This is a genomic window from Nonlabens ulvanivorans (assembly GCF_032922765.1).
Classification (GTDB): Bacteria; Bacteroidota; Bacteroidia; order Flavobacteriales; family Flavobacteriaceae; genus Nonlabens; species Nonlabens ulvanivorans.
On record NZ_CP136694.1, the window covers coordinates 854212 to 878977 of the forward strand.

Sequence of the window (24766 nt, forward strand, 5' to 3'; positions counted from 1 at the left end):
GTTCTGGTCAAAAACTTGTTTTCTCATCTCGAACGTCTATCCATAATGAATATGCGCCAAGTAAAATTCCAAATGGAATACAAATTGCAAACAATCCATAGTATTCATTATACGTTATGGCGTCATATACAAAGATATAAGTCAAAAAAATCGAAGCGATAAAACCGAATATCGCAAACATTCCAATCATTATTCCTCCAATGCTATTATTGAAATCGTTATGGCTCCGCATTCGTTTAGTTCCCTTATAAATTCCAGCAAAAAAATAATAGACCATATGATAACCAACATTGATTGTTAATACAGCAAAGAGTCTTTCGGTCAATTCACTTTCTCTTGAAAAAATTAAGTAGAGTAAACTTAAAATCAAATTTAAGTATCCAATTAGTTTGTGATATTTTTTAATGTCAGATTTCGTCATCAAATGTTTTACAATGGCAAAGGTATAAGGCGAGTGAGGCGTTTTAGCCGGTACGCGTAGACCTTTTGGTTGTTGGTTAATGGTTGTGAAGTTAGTAAATTTTGGAATGATCACAGCCTCGCTATAAGCCTTTAAAACGTCTCAATCGCCATTATACAACGTTCTTGTTTGTTTCCTAGCGGCTGGCGAGTATTGGGTAAGTACAAGCTGACTATAGCTCAAGAGGTTTTACAGCTTTGCCATTCTAGTCCATTGAGTAGGTTGGGAGACTTGTGATTTATAATTACTAAAGCTGGTTGATCTTTTGCAGCGTTATTGCAGTTCTATAGTTTCTAATCCCAAGAGTGTAATTATAAATTACAAAAGCGAAAACCTACGGCCGCAGGCAATGGACTAGAACGGTGAAATGTATGAACAGTGCGGAACAGAAATTCACGGAACTTCAAATTAAGCACAAGTAAATACTTTTGTTTAATTTTTAAATTTAGTGAAATTGAAATTAATAGAAAAGTATTTGCGACCTCAAAAGCAACAATAACTTTCGGAATAAACACCAAGCCCGCATTGTTTATACATAGTGTTAGCGAGTGTGGTTTTTACCAATTGCGTTGCTCATTTTTATAATCAAACGTATAAAACCTGACAGGCAGCATTTCACATCAGAATGTAGCATTTGAATCATCAAAATTATCATTTGTTGTCAAGCATATAAAATCTGACCAAGTGTGTTGCTCGTCAAAATGCTAGATTTAAACACGAATTTCCGAAATAATCAACTGCTTATAATCTGAAATATTTAGAGAATCAATTTACGTTATTTTTACTTTTGAGACTTTTGGGGATGAACACGCAAAAGCGAACCACGATAAAAAATAACACTTAAGAAGCCTTTATCCTTTTAGAGCTTTTGCATTTTTGGAATCGACACAGACCTTAATAAATAAACCCGAAATTTAGTGTGTAAAAACGATACTCGCTAATGGCAAAGGTATAAGGCGAGTGAGGCGTTTTAGCCGGTACGCGTTGCCCTTTTGGTTGTTGGTTAATGGTTGTGAAGTTAGTAAATTTTGGAATGATCACAGCCTCGCTATAAGCCTTTAAAACGTCTCAATCGCCATTATACAACGTTCTTGTTTGTTTCCTAGCGGCTGGCGTTTATTGTGTAAGTACAAGACGCCAATTGCTCAAGAGGTTTTACAGCTTTGCCATTCTAGTCCATTGAGTAGGTTGGGAGACTTGTGATTTATAATTACTAAAGCTGGTTGATCTTTTGCAGCGTTATTGCAGTTCAATAGTTTTTAATCCCAAGAGAGTAATTATAAATTACAAAAGCGAAAACCTACGGCCGCAGGCAATGGACTAGAACGTGTTTGTGTATGGTTAGTTGCGTGGTTAGGCAACTAAGTTAACAAACATTTACGAACCCGTGAAAATTCCGCAGGAATTTTCGCAAGTAGGCTAGAACCTAGCAATTAATTATACACGGTGTTGGCAAATCGTTTTTTCTTTAAGGTATTAATATCATACGTTGTTTTAGCTTTTCGTTTCCAAAAACCCAAACAATTAAATATGCACCAGCTCCATCACTATTCCATTGATGAACGATATAATCGTCTTTGTTTTTATTAATTGTAAACTTATTGTCACATTCAAAAATATCTTCATAAAGCATATTCGGAATGTCAATAGTTTTTCCATTAAGAGTAGCGTTAATTCCACTAACTTCAGTTTTCGGAATATTGCCATCAGTTCCGTAAATCCGACGACCATTTATTTTAGTCAGCCATTTTCCATCATAGTCACAGATTTTGTTTTCAAGACTGAATTTTTTTAATTCATAATTGAATGAAAATTCAGTTCCATTATAAACTTCCCAATTATCAATTGGACATAAACGACTTTTATGAATATATCCGGTAAAATAATAGTCTTCGTCGCATTCTAATTGATATTTGTTTTTAGAGATATAAATAGTTATCCAATCAGATTTAGTTTCTAAATAGCCAAAAATTTCGGAATCTTTTAGTTTGTATATAATTTCAGAATCAGATTTCGGCAGTTTTCTAACGTTGGTGAATCCATCGCTATCTTTTATAACTGCAATTTGTCCGTAATTCAGATTGCTAAAAAATAGTAATGTAGTGATTATAAAAAAGTTCTTCATTTTCTTAATATGCAGTTTCTCTAAATGTTTGCCAACGGTCTTGTGTATGAAACGTAGCGTGTAAAAAAAGCTAACTTTTCGGATTAACACAGAGCCGAATTTTTATATTTTGTTTTTAACTTATCAATTTTAAAAGCCAAATTTAAAAATTTGGCGGTCTTTGTAAATAAACACAAACCTCTCGTAAAGCCTTTATTAGCTATGTTTTATACACGTCTTTGTTGTGGTTAGTACTTTACTTCAGTTCGTCATTTAATTCCTCTCTAGCATTATCATCTTGAATTGCTAAAATGCATTTTTGAACAATTGCTTTTAGGTCTTTATAATATTTTTCAAGTTGTTCATTTGAAAACGATTCATAACCGTGAAGCATTTGATTTCTTATTTTTCTTAACTGATGAATTCTGTTTCTTTCTTTTTGGGTTAAATTCGATACTTCACTAACGATATCTAAATTCGGAATAAAGTTTTTACGATTTTTGTTTCCGTTCTCTTGATTTAATTGTGCAATAACTTTCTCAAAAACAATCCAAGTCTTTGTGAAGAGCTCAAATCCAGAAACTTTCTTTTTGTCTGTTGTTATCTGACTAAAGTACTTTTTCAAATTATCGTTATTCTTATTTATAGCAATAATGTTTTGTAAGAGTTGGTCAGAAAAAGTTTCATTAATTTTTGGATTAATTTTACTTATCGCCTCTGTTATTTGACTCGTGTCAATTTTATCAATTGCTTTTAGATAATTGTTTAGGTATTCTGTATTACCAAAGTTGATTTTTTTGAAATTGGTTTTGTAATTTGAGAATACTAGATTAGTTAAATCATACTTGTCAGTTATCTCTTCTTGTTTTTTTGTACGTTCCGTTATTGCCTTTTGAAGTCTTTCCAATGCAATTTCTCCAGTCAATACTAACCCATTAATTTCATCTAGAATTGCTAGTTCCTCTTTTGTAAGATTTCCAGAGAATGGCTTGTAGACTAAATCGTGTTCAACTTCTGACCAAGCGTGCATTAACACACTAGCAACTTGTATTTCAAAAACTGTAGTCGTGAATCTTTTTTCCACTTCATCAGATTTCTTGAGTTTAACTCGATAGTGGGTTGCCCAATAACCAGAAAATCTTTTATTGTGTTTTGGTTTGTGAGGATTTTCGGGAAATGTTTTTGTTTCCTCAATATCAAATAATTCTTGAATAACTTGACCAACAACTTCTCTGTCAGATGGGAAATAAAGAGCGACTCGTATTCCAGCCAAATCCACAATGTCTTTTTCAATCGCTCTTTTTGATTTGTAATTTTTCTTTTGGTTGCGTTGTACTACTTTTTCTTTGAGTCTGTCAATCCGTTTGGCTCGATTAGAAATAATAGCTTTCAATCCTCTATTAATAATTTCTGTTTCCAATACATCGTGACCTAAACGTGCTAGTTGTCTATAGAAGTCATATTCCTTTTCGTATTGTTTTATGAAATTATCAATTATACTCATTAAGTTTCTTCTGTATTAACCACAACGGTTTTGTGTATGAGTAGTAGCGGATTTCTACTCACGAACTTTTCAGTTTTGCACTGACCATTATTTTACGTTTATACTTTTGTTTTATCACTTTAACCGCTATTACTTATACACCGTGTTATGGGCTGGGTTTTCTTACTTTTCAATTCCCCCATTCGACTTTATTTGGATACATTTTTGAATATTTAAATTCATCATAATCTTTATAAAACGTTGTTATTGGATATCCCTCTTTTTCCTTCTTTCCTGTCCAAGTTAAGTGGACTAATGCAAATCTTTTGTCAAGATTAGCATTCTTAATTTCAAACAATACATCATCATTTCTTTGGTCGTGACAAAAAGCTGAGATTTCTGCACCTGAAAGTTGGTGTTTTTTTCGTTTATTGAATATGTCAAAAAAGTTGTGACCTTTTGTTCCGATTTCTTTATGTAATTCATCTTCAAAAGCAATTTTCTGCTCTATTTGAAGTTCGTTCCAAGGTTCTTCTACAAATGGGCGAGTTGGTTGGGTTAGGAAGAAGTCGTTTATTACTTCCCAAGCAACTCCTGCAATGTCTATTCTTTTTGGTTCGTTTGGGAATTCTTCTAAATCATCAATTGTGTAACCGCCTTCAGGATAAAGAAAAACGCCATTTTCCAACTGAGCATTAAACCTCAATGAGTGCCATTTCTCATAATCGGGCTTATTGGTTTCCCAAAACTCCCAAACAGATTTTTGAATGTTGTCAAAATAAAATTCGGTTGGAATGAATTCGCCATATAATACTCCCATACCTGCATGCCCTTGTATTTCAGTCGTTCCGATTAGTTGTTTATGTGAAAATATTTTCGCTTTCATTTCATTCGTAGCTTACCTTGCCCATAACGGCTCAGTGTATGAAACGTAGCGTGTAAAAAGATACTACATTTTGGGTTTAGCACAGAGCCAATTTTTATATTTTGATTTAACTTCTCAGTTTTAAAGCCAAATTAAAAATTTGGCGGTCTCAGCAAATAAAACACAAACCTTTCGGTTAAGCACTTATTAGCTATGTTTTATACACCGTGTTACCTACCGTGTTACCTACCGTTTTATTTTCTTTTTTAATTCAGCAACACTCAATGTGTCAATTGCTTTATGTAGCATTTTATGGCAATTCGGGCATACAAGAGCTAAGTCTTTTAATTTTGTTATTGTTTCTCCATCTATTTCAGATAGTGGAACTCTATGATGAGCTTCAATAAACCCTTTACCTATATCTCCATAAGTTTCATAAAAATCAAATCCACACACCTCACAATCAAGTTTTCCATTGCGTTCAAAATATAGGTCTTTCTTTTTTTTATTGATTTTATTATCACGTTCTCTCAGTTTATGAAGTTTATAAATCACTTTTCCTTCCTTAACAGAGTGAATTTCGTCATCTTCTTCATCTGGAATTCGATAAAGTTTTTGATTTACTTTTTGATTAGAGATTGTTTTTTTTATTTGGTTAGCAATAGATTTAAGTTCATCATTTTTTCCATCAAACTCAAAGAATACTTCTTTATCTCTTTTGCTATAACTCGACATTCCTTTCCCATCAAATTCAGGGTCGATTGCTTTGAAATTGCTAAGTTTTAATCCTACTCCATTTGGGTTTCTGAATTTTTGGTTTTCCATCCTTTCTTTATGGATTGGAAGCTTATTTAAAAGTTCAGATAATTCAATTACTTTAGGGTTCTTATTGTCCATTTCCTTTGGCTCAATATTACGATATAAATCTAAAGCAAGTATAATTTCATCTCTATGCCATCTTGGAGGTCTCATATTTTTTTAATGGTAGGTAACGTATTGTATAAGATTTCGTTGCGTATAAATAAGCAGAAATATTGAATAAAAATAGAACAAAATAAATATTAACAAGCCTTTGATTAAACAGTAAATAGCAATGAATTTTATACGTTGTTAGTTGCTTTTAAAACGGGCAAATAAACACAAACATTATGAGTAATATAGACCTTTTAGAAAAAGATAAAGTAAAAGAATTAAGCACTTGGGATTTACCTGATACAGTAAGTAAGCCTGATGGTTATGATATAAAAACGTTACCAGAAGCAACCTCTGATAATATGCTTATTTATATGGAAAAAATAAATGAGTTGGTAAAAGAAGTGAATAGATTGAAAAGGCTTAATTCTGGGTTGATGGATGTGCTAAAGTAGTTTTAATTGCTACTAACAGTAGTAAATACAAACCTAAGCAAAATCTTACTACATTACAATACCATATATGGACCTAATGCAAACCTTTTACTACTTTTGTACATAACTCAAAAATGGCAGTAAATGCAAACCTTTTATGATTTTAAGAAATTATTGACCATTAAAAGGTATGCTCATAATACCATAGAATCTTATGCAGGACATCTTATTGCTTTTCAAAAATTCTTAGGGATGGACAGACCATTAGATGGTCTAGATAACTATCAGGTTAATGATGCGATTAGTAAAGTAGTACCTCACAAAAACCTTGCTTTAGGGACTCAAAAACAATTGATAGGTGCTATTAAATTATATTTTAAAGAAATGCACAATCGAGAATATGATTTCTCAAAAGTATACCCACGTTCAACACCGCAACCATTGCCCACTGTTTTATCTACAGTAGAGGTAAAAGCTATACTAAACAGTTGTATGAATAAAAAGCATAAAGCAATGCTTACTTTTATTTATGGATTAGGTTTGCGCAGTGGTGAGTTAATCGCTCTTAAAATTACAGATATAGATAAGCAAAGACAACAAGTCCATATCAAAAATTCCAAAAATGGTAAAGATAGAATACTGCCTTTACCAGCATCACTTAAGCCAGTCTTGAAAGCTTATTATCTAGAATACAAACCCAAAGAGTATTTATTTGAAGGGCAAAATAAACCACAGTACAGTCCTCAAAGTTTGCGTAAAGTTTTTCATATCGCATGCAAGAAAGCCAAAATTAAAAAGTACGTTACTCTACATAGTTTAAGACATGCTTATGCAACGCATTTAATGGATTCTGGTACAGACGTGCGCATTATTAAAGAACTACTAGGTCACACTAATCTTAAAACCACATTAATTTACACACATGTAACTACTCGCACCATGCAAAACGTGGCGTCACCTTTAGATTTTCTGTAATTACTAAAACTGGTTGATCTTTACAGAGAGCTATTACAGTTCTATAGTTTCTAATCCCAAGAGCGTAATTATAAATTACAAAAGCGAAAACCTACGGCCGCAGGCAATGGACTAGAATGGCAAAGGTATAAGGCGAGCGAGGCGTTTTAGCCGGTACGCGTTGACCTTTTTTTGTTGGTTATTGGTTAGTGAAGTTACTGAATTTATGAATGATCACAGCCTCGCTATAAGCCTTTAAAACGTCTCAATCGCCATTATACAACGTTCTGAGATTCGTTTATTTTAATCGATACTTGGTTTTGTTTTTCTCTCCTGTTTTTTGAAAAAAACCTAGTTCAGCGCCTTTTTTTAAATCTCTACTTGCCGTCGCAGTAGAGATATCTTTAAAAACATTCATATAATCTTTCCTTGTAAACTCATGAATCTTTAAGGAAACAAAATAAGATAATCGCTCTTTTTCAGTTAACGTTCGATTATTAAAATCTAATAATTCACTCATTGAAATGTCAATTACCTCTAGCATGTATTCAATAAACTTAGTTGATTTCCCTGATTTATCAGATTCGGCCAAAGCTTGATAATACTTCTCTTGATCTCTACTAATTAATGTTTCAAAGGGTAAAAACTCAAAGATTGGATATTTTTCCATTAAAATTAAAGTTTGCCATAACCTTCCCATTCTGCCATTGCCATCCATAAATGGATGTATGAACTCCATTTCATAATGAAAAACACAACTTTTAATTAATTCAATTTCATCAGACTTTTTTAAATATTCAAAAAGGTCTTTCATTAAATAAGGCACATTTTTAAAAGGTGGAGCGAGATGCTCGACTTTTGAGTCTTTTACAATCCCGACACTTTGAATTCTATATTTTCCAGAATTTTCAATTAATCCTTGCATTAAATGTTGGTGCGCTTTTAAAAAGGATTTTTCATCAGTCGGTTTGTATTCTTCTGTATTCTCATAGATTTTAATGGCATTTAAAACTTCAAGAACATCTTTTTGAGGACCTATAACTCTCTTATTTTCTACAAGCGCTGTTATCTGTTCTTCTGTAAGTGTATTACCTTCTATTTGTAACGAGGAATGAATAGTTTTAATTCTATTCTGCTTTCTTAATTGAGGTGAAGGTTTATTTAATAAATAAGCATTTACTTCTCCTATTTTTTCTGAAATCGAGGTAATTAACGTTAAAATAGAAGATGTTATTTCGTAAGGTGGTTTCATTTATGATACTATCATTTGATATTATCAAATATACTATTGTTTATTTTAATGTATAGGTTCTAAATGCATTCACTCATCGTGCAATTTGGCATAAGGGTAGTGTGATGTTCTAGTCCTTATGCTTGGTTTCATAGGCTGTTGATTTATAGAGATAAAGTGATTAGTTATGGATAAACGCACCATGTAAAACGTCTCATAACTCTTAGACTTTCTATTAGTGTAAGATTGGTCGTGTATTCGCTTTCGCGGAAGCGTATAAAAAAAGCCCTGATACATATCAAGGCTTGTTCTTTTAAAATAGAGTAGGTGTTTACATTTTATCAATGTCGCCGCTACCGGTTACTTTTTTATCTACATTTCTAGTCGTTCCCTTATAACGTATGTCGCCGCTACCGGTTACACGTGCTTTAAGATCACCACCGTTAATATAAACGGCTAGATCGCCACTACCAGTTACTGACGCTTCTACATGGTTAGCCTTTAATTTATAAGTATTTAAATCACCACTACCGGTAACGCTTACGTCTAGATTTTCGGCACGACCAGCGATGTTCATATCGCCGCTACCAGTAACGGACGCTTTTAGATTTTCGGCCTCGATGGTTAAATTCATATCTCCAGATCCAGATACTTTTAAACGCATGTTGCGTGCTTTAAGTGTCATGTCGCTTTTAATCTCACCACTACCAGACACACTAGCATAGTCTATGGACTTTACAGGTACGGTCACAGTTATAGGTTTTCTAGGGTTGATGTTGGTATTATTTTTAGTACCTATGATTAGTTTACCACCACTTACTTCAACCTTAAGATGTTCCATGATGTTAGATTCTGCTTCAACTTTTATCTTACCTTCAGTTCCTGGGACTAAGACCACATCCATAGAGCCTGCAACTGCAACACCATCATAGTCGCTGGTGTTAAAAGTCTTTGTAGTTAAATCACCGTTACCTTTTACAGATTTATTGCCAAACCATTGTGCTGTGGCCATTTGTGTGCTGCATATCACAATGCATAATAGAAGTATCTTTTTCATAATTTTTGTTTTAGCTTGTTCGTTGATGGTTCAAATATGACCGATTATTGATTTTTATAAAATATAGTGTGACTGAGTTGTCGTTTTCTATGATTCAGTTGTTTGTAATTAATACTGTTTTTAGCGTCTTAGATGACTACAACAATGATCTTGTTGATTGTTTAATCTATTGCTCTCAACTTTACACCACCATAAGAGGTGCGTATGTTGATGGTATTACCACTGTTTTCTGTACCGTTATATCCAGACTTTAATTTATCAGTATAATCACTGTCTGATCTGGTAACAGTAGCCGCATCACTTATAGAGATGCCTGCAAACTCTGTGTCTATGGTAAAGTCAAAACGGGCACTAGCGTCATACTTAAGGTTCACTCCTGTAAAATCACTACGTATCGTGACTTCTTTAAATCCTGCCTGTAGACGTGCGACACTTATAGATCCATAATCCGTGTTTAAATCTAGCATATGGGTAATGGTACCTATTTTAAAGCTTACATAATCACCACGACCTACAAAGTCTGCCGCTTCACCTATGGTAATGCTACCATAATCTGTATTGATATTAAGATCTGTAACTTTCTTAAACTCGCTGTGTGTATAGTCTGCTTTTAACTCAATCTTTTCAGATTCGCCCAGTGTAAAGCTGCTGTAATCTGCATTGATACTGGCAGATTTTACATAGTTTATGGTAGACTTATTAGTATAATCCATTTTAATGTAGTTATCTGCATGCCATAATTCACCGATATCCATTCTACCATAATCGCAATTCAATCGTGCGTGACCTAGTAGTTTATCTAGGGATAGTGTACCATAATCATTACGAGCATCGAGGTCGTTAGTCACGGGCATTTTAACCACATAGTTAATTTCTACACTCACGTTATTACTAGAGCCAAACCAGCTGCTCCAGCTCCAGTTTTTGCGTCTAGCATCTACCATCGTTTTTGCACTCACACGACTAGCGCTAGATTCAAAGTTAACGTCGATCTCACGCAGTTTTTCTTCTACATCTTCTTGATCATCACCAGTAACCTCTACATAAACCTCAATGGATACCGTAGGTTGATCCCATGTGGTAATGGTCATGCTACCATATTTATTATCTAGTAAAAGCATGGCGTCTTTATTTACCGTGTAGGACTTTTTGAGACTTTTCTTTTTAGTGTATTTACCTTTTACAGGACCAGCGACTACTGCCAGTGGCAATAAAAAAGCTAGTAATAGTATTTTATAATATGGTTGCATCTGTATTCAGTTTAAGTTGTTTAAGAGATTCTATATGTTCTAGTGCTGCTTCCAGCAATGCTATTCTGTTTTGAAAATTCTGTATCATCGCTGCGATTACCTTGCGACTGTTACCGCTATTATCTAGGTCTAGTTTTAATTGTTGGTAATCATTTTCTAGTTCTAGTAACTGTACTTTAGTATCAGCAATTAATCGTTCCGTCTCTGGACTGCTTTCAGACTCTAGTTGTTTCAACTCTTCGGCAATAGTGCTCGAGAAAAAGTCTTGTGCATTAGCCATTTCTGGTGACACGCTAGCCAGGTCTGTATCATTACTAGATCCCAGGTTAAAACCAGCCAGTCCCATTAAAAGCGCTAGTCCTGCGACCAGTGACCATTTAAACCATGGGTTTTTCCTTGCATCTGCATGACCTTCGGCCTTACCATCTCGATCTATAGAGACGACTTTTTCATCTTCTTGAGCCGCTTGTAAACGTTCTAGAAATCTATTGCGGTGACCGCTAGGTAACTCTGTGGTATTAAAGTCTTGCTCTTTAAACCAGTCTTCCATTGATTTACTCATGAGCTTTAATTTTAGTTCTTAAACTTTCCTTGGCACGTGAGATCGTCGTGCGACACATCACATTTGATATCTTCATGATCTCACATATTTCTTCATTATCCATACCTTCTATAAGATGCAGCGTTAAAATCTGCTTGTAATTATCTTTTAATTTGTTCATGACCAGCAGTACTTTTTTTGCCGTCATTCCAGCATTTTCCATATCGATTTGTTGGTCATCTGCTTGCGATTCTAGATGATATGCTACATCATCATAGGATACGGTTTCCATTTTTTTAGTCTTGCGCAATCGCGATAGACTGTTATTAATCACAATGCGTTTTAACCAGCTGCCAAAGGTTGCTTCTCTATTCCACTGGCTCATTTTATGAAAAGCCGCAATCATGCTTTCTTGCATGACGTCTTCTGCCTCGCCACTGTCTTTAAGGATGCGCAATGCCACGTGATACATGCCACGTGAGTAGCTGTCATACACTTTCATTTGTGCCCTTTGATCGCCTTGCTCGCACAAGTCGTATACGGATATTTCAGTTTCTGTTAATGTCACTTGGTTAGTGTTACGTCTTAAAGATGCAGCTTTTTTCAACTTGTTACAGTGGACTGGCACTGAATTTGAAAAACTAATGATAGCAATATACTTTGTTTAAAGTAGACCAGTACAATAGCCTTGTGTTGTAAGATGTTTAAGATATTGATTTAAAGTGTTTTAATGCTGGTTATTCCGCTTTCGCGAAAGCGTAACAACAACCATCTATTGCTATAAAATAAAAATAAAATAATTGAAAAGCTGCTGTGTTTTGTGACATAGTGGCGAGAAGAAAGCATATGTTCAATCCAAAGAAGATTAAAATAGACAACTTGTCACTAGGTGATCTAGATCACGAGGCAGAGTTGATTCCATTATTAAGTACCGAAGATGAGGAAGAGATGAATAATGAGTCTGTTCCTGAAGAGTTGCCCATATTACCATTGCGCAACATGGTACTTTTCCCAGGTGTGGTTATTCCTATCACTGCTGGTAGAGATCGCTCTATTAAATTATTACAAGAGGCAAATGCAGCCAATAAGGTCATAGGTATCGTCGCTCAAAAAGATGAATCTATTGAAGAGCCTGGTGCAGACGACTTGCACAAAATAGGAGTGGTAGCTCGCATCTTACGTATTTTAAAAATGCCTGATGGAAATACGACAGTGATTATACAAGGTAAGAAGCGTTTCCAGATGGGCGAAATCCTGACAGAGCAGCCTTATATCACCGCTAAAACCACAGACATACCAGAGGCAAGACCACTGCCAGATAATACAGAGTTTAATGCCATCATTGATAGTATTAAAGAACTGTCTCTAGAGATTATAAAGCAAAGTCCTAATATTCCAAGTGAGGCGAGTTTTGCGATTAAAAATATAGAGTCCAATTCTTTCTTAGTAAACTTTGTGTCGTCTAACATGAACCTTAAGGTGTCAGAAAAGCAACAGTTGCTAGAAATGAATGACCTTAAAGATCGCGCATTAGAGACCTTGCGTTTTATGAATATCGAGCAACAAAAACTGGAGCTTAAAAATGATATTCAGTCTAAGGTGCACTCAGACATTAATAAGCAGCAGCGTGAGTATTTCTTGCACCAGCAAATGAAAACCATTCAGGATGAACTAGGTGGTGGCGTGTCTTCTCATCAAGAGCTGGATGAAATGCGCACACGTGCCAAGTCTAAGAAATGGGATGATAAGGTAAAAGAGCACTTTGAGAAAGAGCTTGCCAAGATGCAACGCATGAATCCGCAAGTGGCAGAGTATTCTATACAACGCAACTATCTAGACTTATTCCTAGATCTACCGTGGAATGTGTTTTCAAAAGATAACTTTGACCTGAAACGTGCTAAAAAGATTTTAGATCGTGATCACTACGGTCTAGATGAAGTTAAGAAACGTATTATAGAATATCTAGCGGTTTTAAAACTGCGTAATGATATGAAATCACCTATTCTGTGTCTTTATGGACCACCAGGAGTAGGGAAGACCTCTCTAGGAAAATCTATGGCCGAGGCGCTAGGACGTGAATATGTACGTATCTCGCTAGGTGGATTGCGTGATGAGGCAGAGATTCGTGGACATCGTAAAACCTATATAGGTGCGATGCCAGGTCGTATTATACAAAGTATTAAAAAGGCAAAAACGTCTAATCCGGTTTTTGTACTGGATGAGATTGATAAGCTTAGTTCATCCCATAACGGTGATCCATCCAGTGCGATGCTAGAAGTACTGGATCCAGAGCAGAATAATGCGTTCTATGATAACTTTGTAGAAATGGGCTTTGACTTAAGTAAAGTCATGTTTGTCGCGACCTGTAACTCTTTAAATACGATTCAGCCAGCATTGCGTGATCGTATGGAGATTATTAATGTGACCGGTTACACGATAGAAGAAAAAGTAGAGATAGGGAAACAACATTTGTTGCCTAAGCAGTTGAAAGAACATGGACTTACTAAAGAGCATTTAAAAATAGCTAAGCCACAGATCGAAAAAATAGTAGAAGGTTATACTCGCGAGAGTGGTGTGCGTTCGCTAGATAAGCAAATGGCAAAAATGGTGCGTTATGCAGCAAAAAGTATAGCTATGGAAGAGCCTTATGATCTTAAGGTGACTAATGAAACGGTTGTAGAAGTTTTAGGCGCACCACGTATGGAACGTGATAAGTATGAGAATAATGATGTGGCTGGTGTAGTAACCGGACTAGCATGGACTCGTGTAGGTGGTGATATTCTTTTTATAGAATCTATTCTTTCTAAAGGAAAAGGGAACTTAACCATCACAGGTAACCTAGGTAAAGTGATGAAAGAAAGTGCTACTATAGCCATGCAGTACATTAAGGCAAATGCAGAAGAGTTAGGTATATCTACAGATATATTTGATCAATATAACGTACACATTCACGTGCCAGAAGGAGCAACACCTAAAGATGGTCCTAGTGCTGGTATCACCATGTTAACATCGTTAGTTTCTTTATTTACACAACGCAAAGTGAAGAAAAGCATCGCTATGACTGGAGAAATTACCCTACGTGGTAAAGTACTACCTGTAGGCGGAATCAAAGAAAAGATTCTTGCGGCTAAGCGTGCACGTATTAAGGAAATTTTACTGTGTGAGCAAAACAGACGTGATATCGAAGAGATCAAACCAGAATATTTAAAAGGTCTGACATTCCATTACGTTAGTGATATGAGTGACGTGCTAGAACTAGCGCTTACTAAGCAAAAAGTAAAGAATGCTAAGAAGTTGAGTTAATTTGTTTTAGTATTTTAAATTTAAAAATCCTCAGTTTGCGCTGGGGATTTTTTGTTTTGAACTTATAACAACTACGTTCAGATTCCTGATAATTTGCTTTTGTAAATTTCTGGGAAAGGAAAGGTGTGCAAAGCGAGTGACAGCGATCTTTGGTCGAATGGGTTGAAAACACTACCTCATTTAAAAGACCTTATCTAATAAACAACAATAGATTTTGAGAATGTGCAGGAATATTGGCATCAATTATGGCGCTTAGGATTTTTTTATCCTTATCATAAATAAGGACGTCAGGTATCTGAGAATTGATTTTACGCGTCGGTAGCTTGTTAAGCTTTATATCCACATGAATAGGAGTTTTTAGTTCTTTTTCAGGTTCATTGAATTTAAAATGAAAGTAGTTTTCTCTCTTATTTTGTACAGTTGGACCTAATTCTAGTTCATAAGTGAGTTCAAAAGTTGAGGTTGCAGTATTAGTATTACTAAATTCATTTTTGATTTTCAAAATGTACCATGGGTAAAGACCGCTTAGGACTTTATTATCAAACTCCTCGGATAATTCAAGTTGATTGAATTCTTCTAATTGCTTTCTGTCTACTCTCGAACTACTATTTAGATTTTGTAAAGAATCAATCTTTAAATATTTGTTTCTAAGATTTACAAGACTATCGTGAACGGTAAATTCATATTGAGAAGTTAACTCACGACCATTAATCTTCCAACTAAATTGCTCAAAATCATTGCTGCGGTAACGAGTCCATCCATCATTACTATATGCACCTTTTTTCATACCATTGTTAAAAGCGATATGTGGAATGTGTATTTCAATATATTCTTGACCTTCAGTTAGTTTAATCTCTATTGTATTATAAACAACAGCAGTTGATTTACTGAGATCAATTTCTAGATTATATTGTTTTAGACAACTTTCTGCTTTAGGAACAGATAGTAAGCTTCCATAAACTTCTTGTTCTAGAATCATGCCTTGGAGCATTATCAAAGGCATAAATACGGTAAAGAGAAAATTTAAGTTCATAATTTAATGTTAGCCAACTTACGAAATGTACCAAATTCCTTATTCAATAACTAGTAACACGCTTAAAAATAAATTAAACTTGCAGTCGTTAGAATAGAAGTGAAAAGATCTCAATCCCATATATCGTTGTTATTGGTGCTGATTTTATCTGCTGCTTTCGCGCAAGCGCAAATAGGAGGAAGAACTACGTACCAATTTCTCAACCTTCCAGCAGGAACAAAACAGGCCGCTTTAGGTGGTCGTGTACTCACTGGTGTGGATTATGATCCTACCTCTGGAATATTTAATCCTGCGACAATTAATCCTAAAATGGATAATCAGTTACAAGTAAATTATGCTAACTATCTAGGTGATGTTAATTATGGTACTGCGGCATATGCTTACACATGGGATCGACATGTACAGACTTTTCATGTAGGTGTAACTTATTTAGATTATGGAACCTTTGATGGCTACAACGAGCAAGGAGTTTCTACAGGTGAATTTGGCGGTAATGAAGTAGCGATATCTGCTGGATATGCTTATAATATTCCGTTTTCAGATATTTATCTAGGTGCAAATGTAAAAGTCATCTCTTCAAAGCTAGAGCAATATACCTCATTAGGTGGCGCGATTGACTTTGGTGCACTTTACTATAATGAAGATAAAGATATCAGAGTAGCTTTAGTCGTGCGCAACATCGGTACGCAGTTTACACCTTATAATGAGGTTTATGAAAAACTACCATTAGAGGTTGCTTTAGGATTTTCAAATAACATGAGAAACCTACCACTACGTCTACACGTGACTTTAGAAAATTTACAGCAATGGAATATTGCTTTCTCAAATGATGCCAATGCTCAAACAGATCTAGACGGTAATATCATTGAAGATAAGCCTGGATTTTTCAATAATGCACTGCGTCATACAGTATTTGGAGTCGAAATTTTTCCAGAACAAGCCTTTCAGGTGCGACTTGGGTATAATTTTCGCAGGGCACAAGAATTGAGTATTCAAGACACCAGAGCATTTTCTGGTGTAAGTGCAGGATTCTCTTTAAAAATTAATAAAATGCGATTCAGTTATACACATGCACGATATACACTGGCGTCACATACCAGCCTTTTTGGGGTTAATATAAATTTACAATAATGAGTGATAAGATTACGATAGCGATAGATGGACATTCCAGTACCGGTAAGAGTACTGCTGCAAAACAACTTGCGCAGCGATTAAAGTACATTTATGTAGATACAGGTGCCATGTATAGAGCTATTTCTTATTACGCTTTAAGCGAAAACATCTACCGAGATAATCAACTGTATGCACAAGAACTTATCGATTCCTTGGATAAAATTAAGGTATCATTCCAACGTAATGAAGAAACAGATCGCGCAGATGTTTATTTAAATGGTATAAACATTGAAAAGCAAATACGCACACTCGAGGTAAGCAGTATTGTAAGTCTAGTGGCCGAGGTATCTGCAGTTAGAGCAAAGCTTGTGGCACAACAACAAGAAATGGGAAAAGAAAAAGGTGTGGTCATGGATGGTCGTGATATAGGAACCGTTGTTTTCCCAGATGCAGAATTAAAAGTATTTATGACCGCAGCACCAGAAGTGCGTGCGCAGCGACGTTATGATGAACTTATAGGTCGTGGTGATGAGGTTGTTTATGAAGAAGTTCTTAAGAATGTCATAGATCGTGATCATATCGATTCTACAAGAGAAGATAGTCCGCTAACACAAACAGCAGACGCAAAATTACTGGACACTAGCGAGATGACCAGAGAACAGCAGTTTGAACAACTGGTTCAATGGGCTGAAGAGGCGATGAGGTAGTTTAAAATATGTCATCCGTTTTCTGAACATCATTCCGAGAGCAAAGAAGGAATCTACTTTGTTTAACCGATTAGATTATTAAAATCTTGTCATTCCGCACTCGATGCGGAATCTGCATATGAATCCTCAATAATATTTAATTCAACTTTATAAAAGTGCCAGTAGAAATAGTTATATGTAAATTTACCATGTTTTCAAATTTATAATAGTTTCCATTACAAGTTGTAATTCTATAGAAATTGTCTTTGCTATAGTTGTGTAATGTTTTTTGAAAATCTGTTAGAGAATCTTGATTGATTTCTGGATATTCGATGCTAAAAGTACCATACTCAGAACGCTCTATTTTATAACGTTGCTCTTCAGTAAACAAACTATCATCAGTTATTTCAAAGATAAATTCAGGATAATCAGAAAATTGTTTATCATAAATGGTTTTATAGGTCCCATTAAGTATTTCGCATGAAATTACTTCATTATTGATGTTTTTATGAATTAATGCGGTCGCATTAGAGTTGTATTTATCATCTAATTCAATCATGTATTTAACAAAAAGTAAAAGCCCAACTATAAATGCGATACAGCCGCATACAATAATGAAGTTATTAATAACAAGTAATGGTTTAGGAATTTTATCTTCTTTCCCTTTTTTCATTATTTACTTCTTGATGTTCTCTTCATAAATCCCAATCCATTGATCAACACTCATTTTAGTACACAACTCTGCAATCAACTCTAGCGGAATATCATTCACCTTTTTAAAACGGATACAGCTTTTTCCCATATCTAGTTTATACTTAGAGTGTTTTGGGTATTGCTCTTTGAACCATTCCATTAGAGGTGGATGAGCATAAATTCCAGAGTGATACAGTGCTATAAAATTCTTTTGTGAAGCAACATTAATAAATGGTAATGGTGAATAGTCTTTACCTACATGATATCCTGGTTCATAAACCGATTGAGGTACATAATAACCTAACATACCATATAACATACCTTCTTCTAATTCTGCCGGCATATTTTTAAGAATAACACTTCTCAAGTCAGAAACAGGCTTTTTACGGTCTTCAGGTAGCTGATCGATATATTCTTGTGGAGTAGTGGCTTTTGAGGTCATAATCAGTATCAATGGTTTTATCAATAATACGATTATTTAAGAGTATTAAAAAAACCTCGCAGATAATGAAAAGTACTTTTGGCTTATAAGTCTTCTCATGGTCCAATCTGCGAGGTTACTGAGCATCTGTCGTTAAATTTTCATTTAATAACACGATGATTTATATTTTTCAATATTTGGGTGGGCGAATGTAAGGTTGAATTTCTGTAAATTCAAATAGGAATGAGTAAAAGATACTATTGATTGAGTCTATAATAGGTAACTGTCTAGACTACAGATATACATTACGCTTTCGCGAAAGCGAGAACAACAAGCATCACACACAGATAATTAGATCTAAAAAGGGCTATGATTTTATTAAAAAGTATTGTACTTTTGCAAACCCAAATCGAGAATAAGGAAACCGATTGGGAATCAAAACTTTATAAATAATTCTTCTAAAAAAGTTCTATTAGTTTCCACGCCTTTTTAGAATACAAATTTTAATCAGCAAACAAACATGGCTGAAGACAACAAAAAAGTAGCAGAAGTTTCTACTGAAGAAACACAGGCGCACACTGCACCAACCGCTACAGCACAACAAACTAACCCAACTGAATTTTTAGACACTTTTGATTGGGAACGTTACAGCGAAGGAATCGAAAAAGTTGATGAAGATCAATTGAAAGCTTTTGAAAAGCTTGTAGAAGATAACTTTGTAGACACAATCGATAATGATGTAATGACTGGTGTTGTTATCAAGATCACAGATCGCGATGCAATTATCGACATTAACGCAAAGTCTGAAGGTGTTATCTCTTTAAATGAGTTCCGTTACAACCCAAACCTTAAAGAAGGTGATAAAGTTGAGGTTCTTGTAGATGTTCGTGAAGATGCGACAGGACAATTAGTTCTTTCTCACCGTAAGGCACGTCTTATCAAGGCTTGGGAACGCGTTAACAATGCACACGATACAGGAGAAATCGTTAACGGTTACGTAAAATGTCGTACTAAAGGTGGTATGATTGTAGACGTATTCGGTATTGAGGCATTCTTACCAGGTTCACAAATTGATGTGAAGCCTATCCGTGATTATGACGCTTATGTTGATAAGACTATGGAATTTAAGGTTGTAAAAATCAACCACGAATTTAAAAACGTAGTAGTATCTCACAAAGCTCTTATTGAAGCAGATATTGAAGAGCAGAAAAAAGAAATTATCTCTCGTCTAGAAAAAGGACAAGTACTAGAAGGTGTTGTGAAAAACATTACTTCTTATGGTGTATTTGTAGATCTAGGTGGTGTAGATGGATTAGTTCACATTACAGACCTTTCTTGGTCACGTATCAACCACCCTAATGAGGTTGTAGAACTAGATCAAACACTTAACGTAGTAATCCTAGACTTTGATGAAGATAAGTCTCGTATCCAGTTAGGTCTTAAGCAATTAGAGCCACACCCATGGGAAGCTCTATCTGACAAGATCAAGCCAGGTGACAACGTAAAAGGTAAAGTAGTCGTTATTGCTGACTATGGTGCTTTTGTTGAAATCGAAGAAGGTGTTGAAGGATTAATCCACGTTTCTGAAATGTCATGGTCTACACACTTAAGAAGTGCTGGTGACTTTGTAAAAGTAGGAGATACGGTTGATGCACAAGTTCTTACTATTGATAGAGAAGATCGTAAGATGTCTCTAGGTATGAAGCAACTTCACCCAGATCCATGGACAGATATTACTACTAAGTATCCTGTAGGTTCTCGTCACACTGGTGTGGTAAGAAACTTCACAAACTTTGGTGTATTTGTTGAGTTAGAAGAAGGAGTAGATGGATTAATCTACATCTCTGACTTATCATGGACTAAGAAGATCAAGCATCCAAGCGAATTCTGCGCAGTTGGAGATAAACTAGATATAGTTGTTCTTGAATTAGATGTAGAAGGACGTAAATTATCACTAGGTCACAAACAAACTATGGATAACCCATGGGATAAGTATGAGGCTGAATTTGGAATAGGAACAACTCACGACGTTACTATTACTGATATGGTTGATAAAGGTGCAGTAGTTGAATTTAATGAAGACATCACTGCTTTCATTCCAACTCGTCACTTAGAAAAAGAAGATGGTACTAAATTGAAGAAAGGTGAGTCTGCTCAAATCCAGATCATCGAATTCAATAAAGAATTTAAGAGAGTAGTTGCTTCTCACATGGTTATCCATAAAGAAGAAGAAGCTAAGATTGTTAAGCAGGCAGCTGCAAAATCTCAAGAGTCAACTGATAAGCCTACATTAGGTGATGCAAACTCTAAGCTTCAAGCTCTTAAAGATCGTATGGAAGGTAAAGTAGCAGCTCCAGCAGCGTCTACTGAAGAAGAGTAATCTTTTACTTCTAGTATATTTATTAAATCCCTTGTCTGTTAGACAAGGGATTTTTTTATGCTCAAGATGCGAGGATAGGAATCTGTTTTCAGGATACAATCAATAGGACCATTTTATGTTCCTAGTTTTTCTTTTTAAGTGTATCTTTGCTTTTAAGCAGCAGCAATTAATGAGTCAAAAATTACTTCTCAACGCGCAAGAACTGGATATTATTCTTCACAGACTGGCTTGCCAATTAATTGAAAATCATAATCGTTTTGAAAATACAGCACTTATAGGTCTACAACCTAGAGGTAGATTTTTATTAAATAGATTATCCGTTATGCTACAAGAGCATTATGGTATTAAGGAGTTAAACACAGGTTTACTAGATATTACGTTCTATAGAGATGATTTCCGTCGTGGTGAAGAGCCACTCAAGGCAAATTCTACAGATATACAATTTTTAGTAGAAGGTAAAAAGGTCGTTATAGTAGATGATGTACTTTATACTGGTCGCAGTATAAGAGCTGCACTTACTGCATTACAGTCCTTTGGTAGACCAGCTTCTATTGAGTTATTAACTCTTATCGATCGCAGGTTCTCAAGGCATTTACCTATTCAACCAGATTATAATGGTAGACAAGTAGATGCGATAGGTGATCAAAAGGTAAAAGTAATGTGGACAGAAAATGCTGGTGAAGATGCCGTTTACCTATTAAAAAATGAAAACTAATGAGTGAATTAAGTGTGGACCATTTATTAGGAATAAAAGACCTCACTAAAGAGGATATCCAACTTATTCATACCACTGCAGATCAGTTTAAAGAAGTGATTAATAGGCCTATTAAAAAGGTACCGTCACTTAGAGACATCACAATTGCTAATTTGTTTTTTGAAAACTCTACCAGAACTAAACTATCCTTTGAACTTGCAGAAAAACGTCTCAGTGCTGATGTCATCAACTTTAGCGCAGCGCAAAGCTCTGTAAAAAAAGGAGAAACGCTGGTCGACACTGTTAATAATATTCTAGCCATGAAGGTGGATATCGTGGTAATGCGTCATCCTAATCCTGGTGCAGGTGTGTTTTTATCTAAACATGTAGATGCACGTATAGTAAACGCTGGTGATGGTGCCCATGAGCATCCTACACAGGCTTTACTCGATTCTTATAGTATAAGAGAAAAACTAGGCACGCTAGAAGGTAAGAAGGTTGTAATCGTAGGTGATATTTTACACAGTCGTGTCGCACTTTCAAATATTTACTGTCTTCAAAAATTAGGTGCCGAAGTCATGGTATGTGGTCCGGCCACTTTAATCCCTACGCATATAGCCTCGCTAGGTGTTAAGGTAGAGTATAATCTACGCAAGGCACTAGAATGGTGTGATGTGGCAAACATGTTACGTGTTCAAAATGAGCGTATGGATATATCTTATTTCCCTAGTGTACGTGAGTATGTACAACAATATGGAGTGAATAAAGAGTTGCTGGATAGTCTTAAAAAGAAGATAGTCATCATGCATCCAGGTCCTATAAATAGAGGTGTAGAGATTACCAGTGATGTAGCAGATTCTGACCAGGCTATAATATTAAATCAAGTAGAAAATGGTGTAGCCGTGCGTATGGCTGTACTGTACTTAATTGCTTCAAAAATTCAACGCAATGATTAGTGAAACGCACGATAATTATATATTACTGAGAGATGAGTATGATGACATCAGTGGATTTGCTCAATTTTTACCTACTATATTTGATCAGTTTGAAGGTAAAAATGTAATCGTAGATTTGATACAATATACGGACGCTACTTTAGCAGACTTATTACAATTTCTTGCTTTAAGTAATCAACATAGATCTACAAAACAATCGTTTGTGATGGTGAATGCCGCGTTATCAATCGACGAGATTCCTGAAGAATTAATGGTTGTGCCTACTTTGCAAGAAGCCCAAGACGTGATTGAGATGGAAGAAATTGAACGCGATTTAGGATTTTAAGCATCTAAGTCTATAAATAACCTTATCTATTGAAGTTAACCATTCTAGGTTGTCATAGTGCAACACCTACCGCATCAACCCGACCTACATCTCAAGTGCTTGAGATAAGAGGTAATCTATTCTTAATAGATTGTGGTGAAGGTACTCAAATGGCGATGCGCACTAGTCGGGTAAAGTTTTCACGCATTAAAAACATCTTTATATCACACCTTCATGGTGATCATTTCTTTGGATTGATTGGTATGATATCCACTTTTTGTTTGCTAGGTAGAGATACGCCATTGACCATTTATGGTCCTAAAGGAATTAGAGAAATTATTCTGTTACAACTTAAGCTTACTAAGAGCTATACTACTTTTGATTTACGCTTTCGCGAAAGCGAGTCCAAAGAATCTCAACTCATCTATGAAGACGATAAGGTAACGGTGACCACCATACCGCTGGATCATCGTGTATATACCAATGGTTATCTGTTTGAAGAGAAACCGCTAGATCGTAAATTAGATGTTGTAGCATGTGAAGAATATGGTGTGGATCAAGCCTATTATCGCAAGGTTAAACAAGGTCACGATATTGAATTAGCGAGTGGTGAGGTAATATCTAACGATCTATTAACTTTTAATCCTGTAGCGGCAAAGAGTTATGCTTTTTGTAGTGATACGATGTACAAGCCAAATATTGTACCGATTATTAAAAATGCGACAGTGTTATATCACGAGTCTACTTTTTTAAAATCACATGAGAACCTTTGTGAACGTACTAAACACAGTACAGCAGCACAAGCAGCAGATATAGCAAAACAAGCAAACGTAGGAACACTTATACTAGGTCACTATTCTACACGCTATGGCGACTATGAGTTGTTTAGAAAAGAAGCGCAAGAAATTTTCCCAACTGTAGAACTGGCAGCAGATGGTAAGATATTTGAGTTCTAAATGCTTATGAATAATAGTCATTCCGAATTTATTTCGGAATCTGATCATTATGAAATTCTATCATTGTTAGATAAGAAGAAGCTGAAATAAATTGATGTTGATTGCATTGTCATTAATTTGACCAAGCAACAAAGCCTAATCGCGAGATTAGGCTTTGTTATAAATTTAAGGTTATAAACTTAAATTTTCTTCATTTGCTGTTTCATCATTTTGATTTGATCACCCAGCATGTTGTGCTTATCTAATTTTTTAGCCTCAGTAAGTAGGGTAGTAGCTTCACGTTTTCTACGCTTGGTCATAGCGATACCTGCCAGATTAAGTTTTGCTACAGCAAGATCTTGATCCATACTAAGTCCTAGACTTATAGCTTTCTTAAAATACTTCTCTGCTTTGGTCATGTTTGTTTGTGAGATCATTAAGCCTTGCAAATAGTTATAGTAACCTTGTTGCTTAGTAACTAATGCAGCCTCAGGATCTTTAATCTTCTCTAGCCATTTCATAGCGCCAGGAAAATCTTGTTTTCTAAGCTTTAAAAAAGCGAGTAATATCATCTCATTTTTAAAATATAAGAAGATGAATATTCCAGCAAGTAGTATCAAGAAGATACCATTCATGATTTCGTTTAAAGTAAATTGATATACGGCAAACGCTACGATCAATACAGCGATGACGATTTTGATGTTTTTGTTAAACATGGTCGTTTTTAATTTGAGATTGCAAAGATATAGATTTAAAGAGCAATTGGGGAATCTGAAGATTGGAGATTTTGATAATTCCTTAGGTATAGTGAAAGGTAAAATCATGAATTTTATTTTCAAAAATTTTTCAAAAAAAATCACATCACCTATTGTCCGAGTAAAAAGACTTCTTATATTTGCACCCGATTAAAAATGGAGGTTAAAACCTCATTACTATATAGAGCATACAGAATATAAG

Annotated in this window: 24 protein-coding genes; 10 read left to right on the forward strand and 14 right to left on the reverse strand. The window is 35.2% G+C overall.

The window, feature by feature from the left end:
* Positions 1–7: 7 nt before the first annotated feature.
* From R1T42_RS03920 to R1T42_RS03940, 5 genes are all read right to left on the reverse strand, one after another.
* On the reverse strand, positions 8–535 hold the full coding sequence (locus R1T42_RS03920) for a hypothetical protein (RefSeq protein WP_317291380.1): 528 nt from the start codon (positions 533–535) through the stop codon (positions 8–10).
* Between the two features lie 1393 nt (positions 536–1928).
* Complete coding sequence (locus R1T42_RS03925) at positions 1929–2585, reverse strand: hypothetical protein (RefSeq protein WP_317291381.1); 657 nt, start codon at positions 2583–2585, stop codon at positions 1929–1931.
* 235 nt (positions 2586–2820) lie between these two features.
* Positions 2821–4068, reverse strand: a complete 1248-nt coding sequence (locus R1T42_RS03930; protein WP_317291382.1) for a GTP pyrophosphokinase — start codon at positions 4066–4068, stop codon at positions 2821–2823.
* Between the two features lie 169 nt (positions 4069–4237).
* Positions 4238–4933: a hypothetical protein gene (locus tag R1T42_RS03935; RefSeq protein ID WP_317291383.1), complete on the reverse strand. Its 696-nt coding sequence runs from the start codon at positions 4931–4933 to the stop codon at positions 4238–4240.
* Positions 4934–5158: 225 nt separating this feature from the next.
* Entirely contained in the window at positions 5159–5884 is a 726-nt protein-coding gene (locus R1T42_RS03940) for an HNH endonuclease (RefSeq protein ID WP_317291384.1), read from the reverse strand.
* A 176-nt stretch (positions 5885–6060) separates the two neighbouring features.
* Here R1T42_RS03940 and R1T42_RS03945 point away from each other — a divergent pair, with 176 nt between their 5' ends.
* Positions 6061–6279, forward strand: a complete 219-nt coding sequence (locus R1T42_RS03945; RefSeq protein WP_317291385.1) for a hypothetical protein — start codon at positions 6061–6063, stop codon at positions 6277–6279.
* 123 nt (positions 6280–6402) lie between these two features.
* The gene (locus R1T42_RS03950; RefSeq protein ID WP_317291386.1) at positions 6403–7233 is read left to right on the forward strand and encodes a tyrosine-type recombinase/integrase; all 831 of its coding nucleotides are present in this window, start codon (positions 6403–6405) and stop codon (positions 7231–7233) included.
* Positions 7234–7510: 277 nt separating this feature from the next.
* Here R1T42_RS03950 and R1T42_RS03955 read toward each other — a convergent pair whose 3' ends face one another.
* From R1T42_RS03955 to R1T42_RS03975, 5 genes are all read right to left on the reverse strand, one after another.
* The gene (locus R1T42_RS03955) at positions 7511–8464 is read right to left on the reverse strand and encodes a Fic family protein (RefSeq protein WP_317291387.1); all 954 of its coding nucleotides are present in this window, start codon (positions 8462–8464) and stop codon (positions 7511–7513) included.
* 310 nt (positions 8465–8774) lie between these two features.
* Positions 8775–9500 (reverse strand): head GIN domain-containing protein, encoded by a 726-nt coding sequence (locus R1T42_RS03960; RefSeq protein WP_006795033.1) that lies wholly within the window; start codon positions 9498–9500, stop codon positions 8775–8777.
* 161 nt (positions 9501–9661) lie between these two features.
* Positions 9662–10750, reverse strand: coding sequence for a hypothetical protein (locus R1T42_RS03965; protein ID WP_317291388.1), 1089 nt, complete (start codon positions 10748–10750; stop codon positions 9662–9664).
* Positions 10734–11312 carry a hypothetical protein gene (locus R1T42_RS03970; protein ID WP_317291389.1) on the reverse strand — a complete coding sequence of 193 codons (579 nt, stop codon included), beginning with the start codon at positions 11310–11312 and terminating at the stop codon, positions 10734–10736. The genes R1T42_RS03965 and R1T42_RS03970 overlap by 17 nt, the downstream gene beginning before the upstream one ends.
* On the reverse strand, positions 11305–11898 hold the full coding sequence (locus R1T42_RS03975; RefSeq protein ID WP_317291390.1) for an RNA polymerase sigma factor: 594 nt from the start codon (positions 11896–11898) through the stop codon (positions 11305–11307). Before R1T42_RS03975 ends, R1T42_RS03970 begins: the two co-directional genes overlap by 8 nt.
* A 239-nt stretch (positions 11899–12137) precedes the next feature.
* On the opposite strand from R1T42_RS03975, the gene lon reads away from it, so the two are divergent.
* The gene (gene lon, locus R1T42_RS03980) at positions 12138–14594 is read left to right on the forward strand and encodes an endopeptidase La (RefSeq protein WP_317291391.1); all 2457 of its coding nucleotides are present in this window, start codon (positions 12138–12140) and stop codon (positions 14592–14594) included.
* A gap of 190 nt (positions 14595–14784) precedes the next feature.
* Here lon and R1T42_RS03985 read toward each other — a convergent pair whose 3' ends face one another.
* The gene (locus tag R1T42_RS03985; protein WP_317291392.1) at positions 14785–15573 is read right to left on the reverse strand and encodes a hypothetical protein; all 789 of its coding nucleotides are present in this window, start codon (positions 15571–15573) and stop codon (positions 14785–14787) included.
* A gap of 153 nt (positions 15574–15726) precedes the next feature.
* On the opposite strand from R1T42_RS03985, the gene porQ reads away from it, so the two are divergent.
* Positions 15727–16758, forward strand: a complete 1032-nt coding sequence (gene porQ, locus R1T42_RS03990) for a type IX secretion system protein PorQ (RefSeq protein ID WP_317291393.1) — start codon at positions 15727–15729, stop codon at positions 16756–16758.
* Entirely contained in the window at positions 16758–17447 is a 690-nt protein-coding gene (cmk, locus tag R1T42_RS03995; RefSeq protein WP_317291394.1) for a (d)CMP kinase, read from the forward strand. Before porQ ends, cmk begins: the two co-directional genes overlap by 1 nt.
* 136 nt (positions 17448–17583) lie before the next feature.
* On the opposite strand, the gene R1T42_RS04000 is transcribed toward cmk, so the two are convergent.
* Complete coding sequence (locus R1T42_RS04000; protein WP_317291395.1) at positions 17584–18099, reverse strand: hypothetical protein; 516 nt, start codon at positions 18097–18099, stop codon at positions 17584–17586.
* Positions 18100–18102: 3 nt separating this feature from the next.
* Positions 18103–18561 carry a DUF1801 domain-containing protein gene (locus tag R1T42_RS04005; RefSeq protein ID WP_317291396.1) on the reverse strand — a complete coding sequence of 153 codons (459 nt, stop codon included), beginning with the start codon at positions 18559–18561 and terminating at the stop codon, positions 18103–18105.
* 499 nt (positions 18562–19060) lie between these two features.
* Here R1T42_RS04005 and rpsA point away from each other — a divergent pair, with 499 nt between their 5' ends.
* The 5 genes from rpsA (at position 19061) to R1T42_RS04030 (ending at position 23830) form a co-directional block, all read left to right on the forward strand.
* Positions 19061–20920: a 30S ribosomal protein S1 gene (rpsA, locus tag R1T42_RS04010; RefSeq protein ID WP_006795042.1), complete on the forward strand. Its 1860-nt coding sequence runs from the start codon at positions 19061–19063 to the stop codon at positions 20918–20920.
* A 169-nt stretch (positions 20921–21089) separates the two neighbouring features.
* The gene (gene pyrR, locus R1T42_RS04015; protein WP_006795043.1) at positions 21090–21635 is read left to right on the forward strand and encodes a bifunctional pyr operon transcriptional regulator/uracil phosphoribosyltransferase PyrR; all 546 of its coding nucleotides are present in this window, start codon (positions 21090–21092) and stop codon (positions 21633–21635) included.
* The gene (locus R1T42_RS04020; protein ID WP_006795044.1) at positions 21635–22570 is read left to right on the forward strand and encodes an aspartate carbamoyltransferase catalytic subunit; all 936 of its coding nucleotides are present in this window, start codon (positions 21635–21637) and stop codon (positions 22568–22570) included. The genes pyrR and R1T42_RS04020 overlap by 1 nt, the downstream gene beginning before the upstream one ends.
* Entirely contained in the window at positions 22563–22895 is a 333-nt protein-coding gene (locus R1T42_RS04025; protein ID WP_042294381.1) for a hypothetical protein, read from the forward strand. The genes R1T42_RS04020 and R1T42_RS04025 overlap by 8 nt, the downstream gene beginning before the upstream one ends.
* Positions 22896–22924: 29 nt before the next feature.
* Positions 22925–23830 (forward strand): ribonuclease Z, encoded by a 906-nt coding sequence (locus R1T42_RS04030; RefSeq protein WP_317291397.1) that lies wholly within the window; start codon positions 22925–22927, stop codon positions 23828–23830.
* Positions 23831–24009: 179 nt separating this feature from the next.
* On the opposite strand, the gene R1T42_RS04035 is transcribed toward R1T42_RS04030, so the two are convergent.
* Positions 24010–24525 carry a tetratricopeptide repeat protein gene (locus R1T42_RS04035; RefSeq protein WP_006795047.1) on the reverse strand — a complete coding sequence of 172 codons (516 nt, stop codon included), beginning with the start codon at positions 24523–24525 and terminating at the stop codon, positions 24010–24012.
* Positions 24526–24766 lie beyond the last annotated feature (241 nt).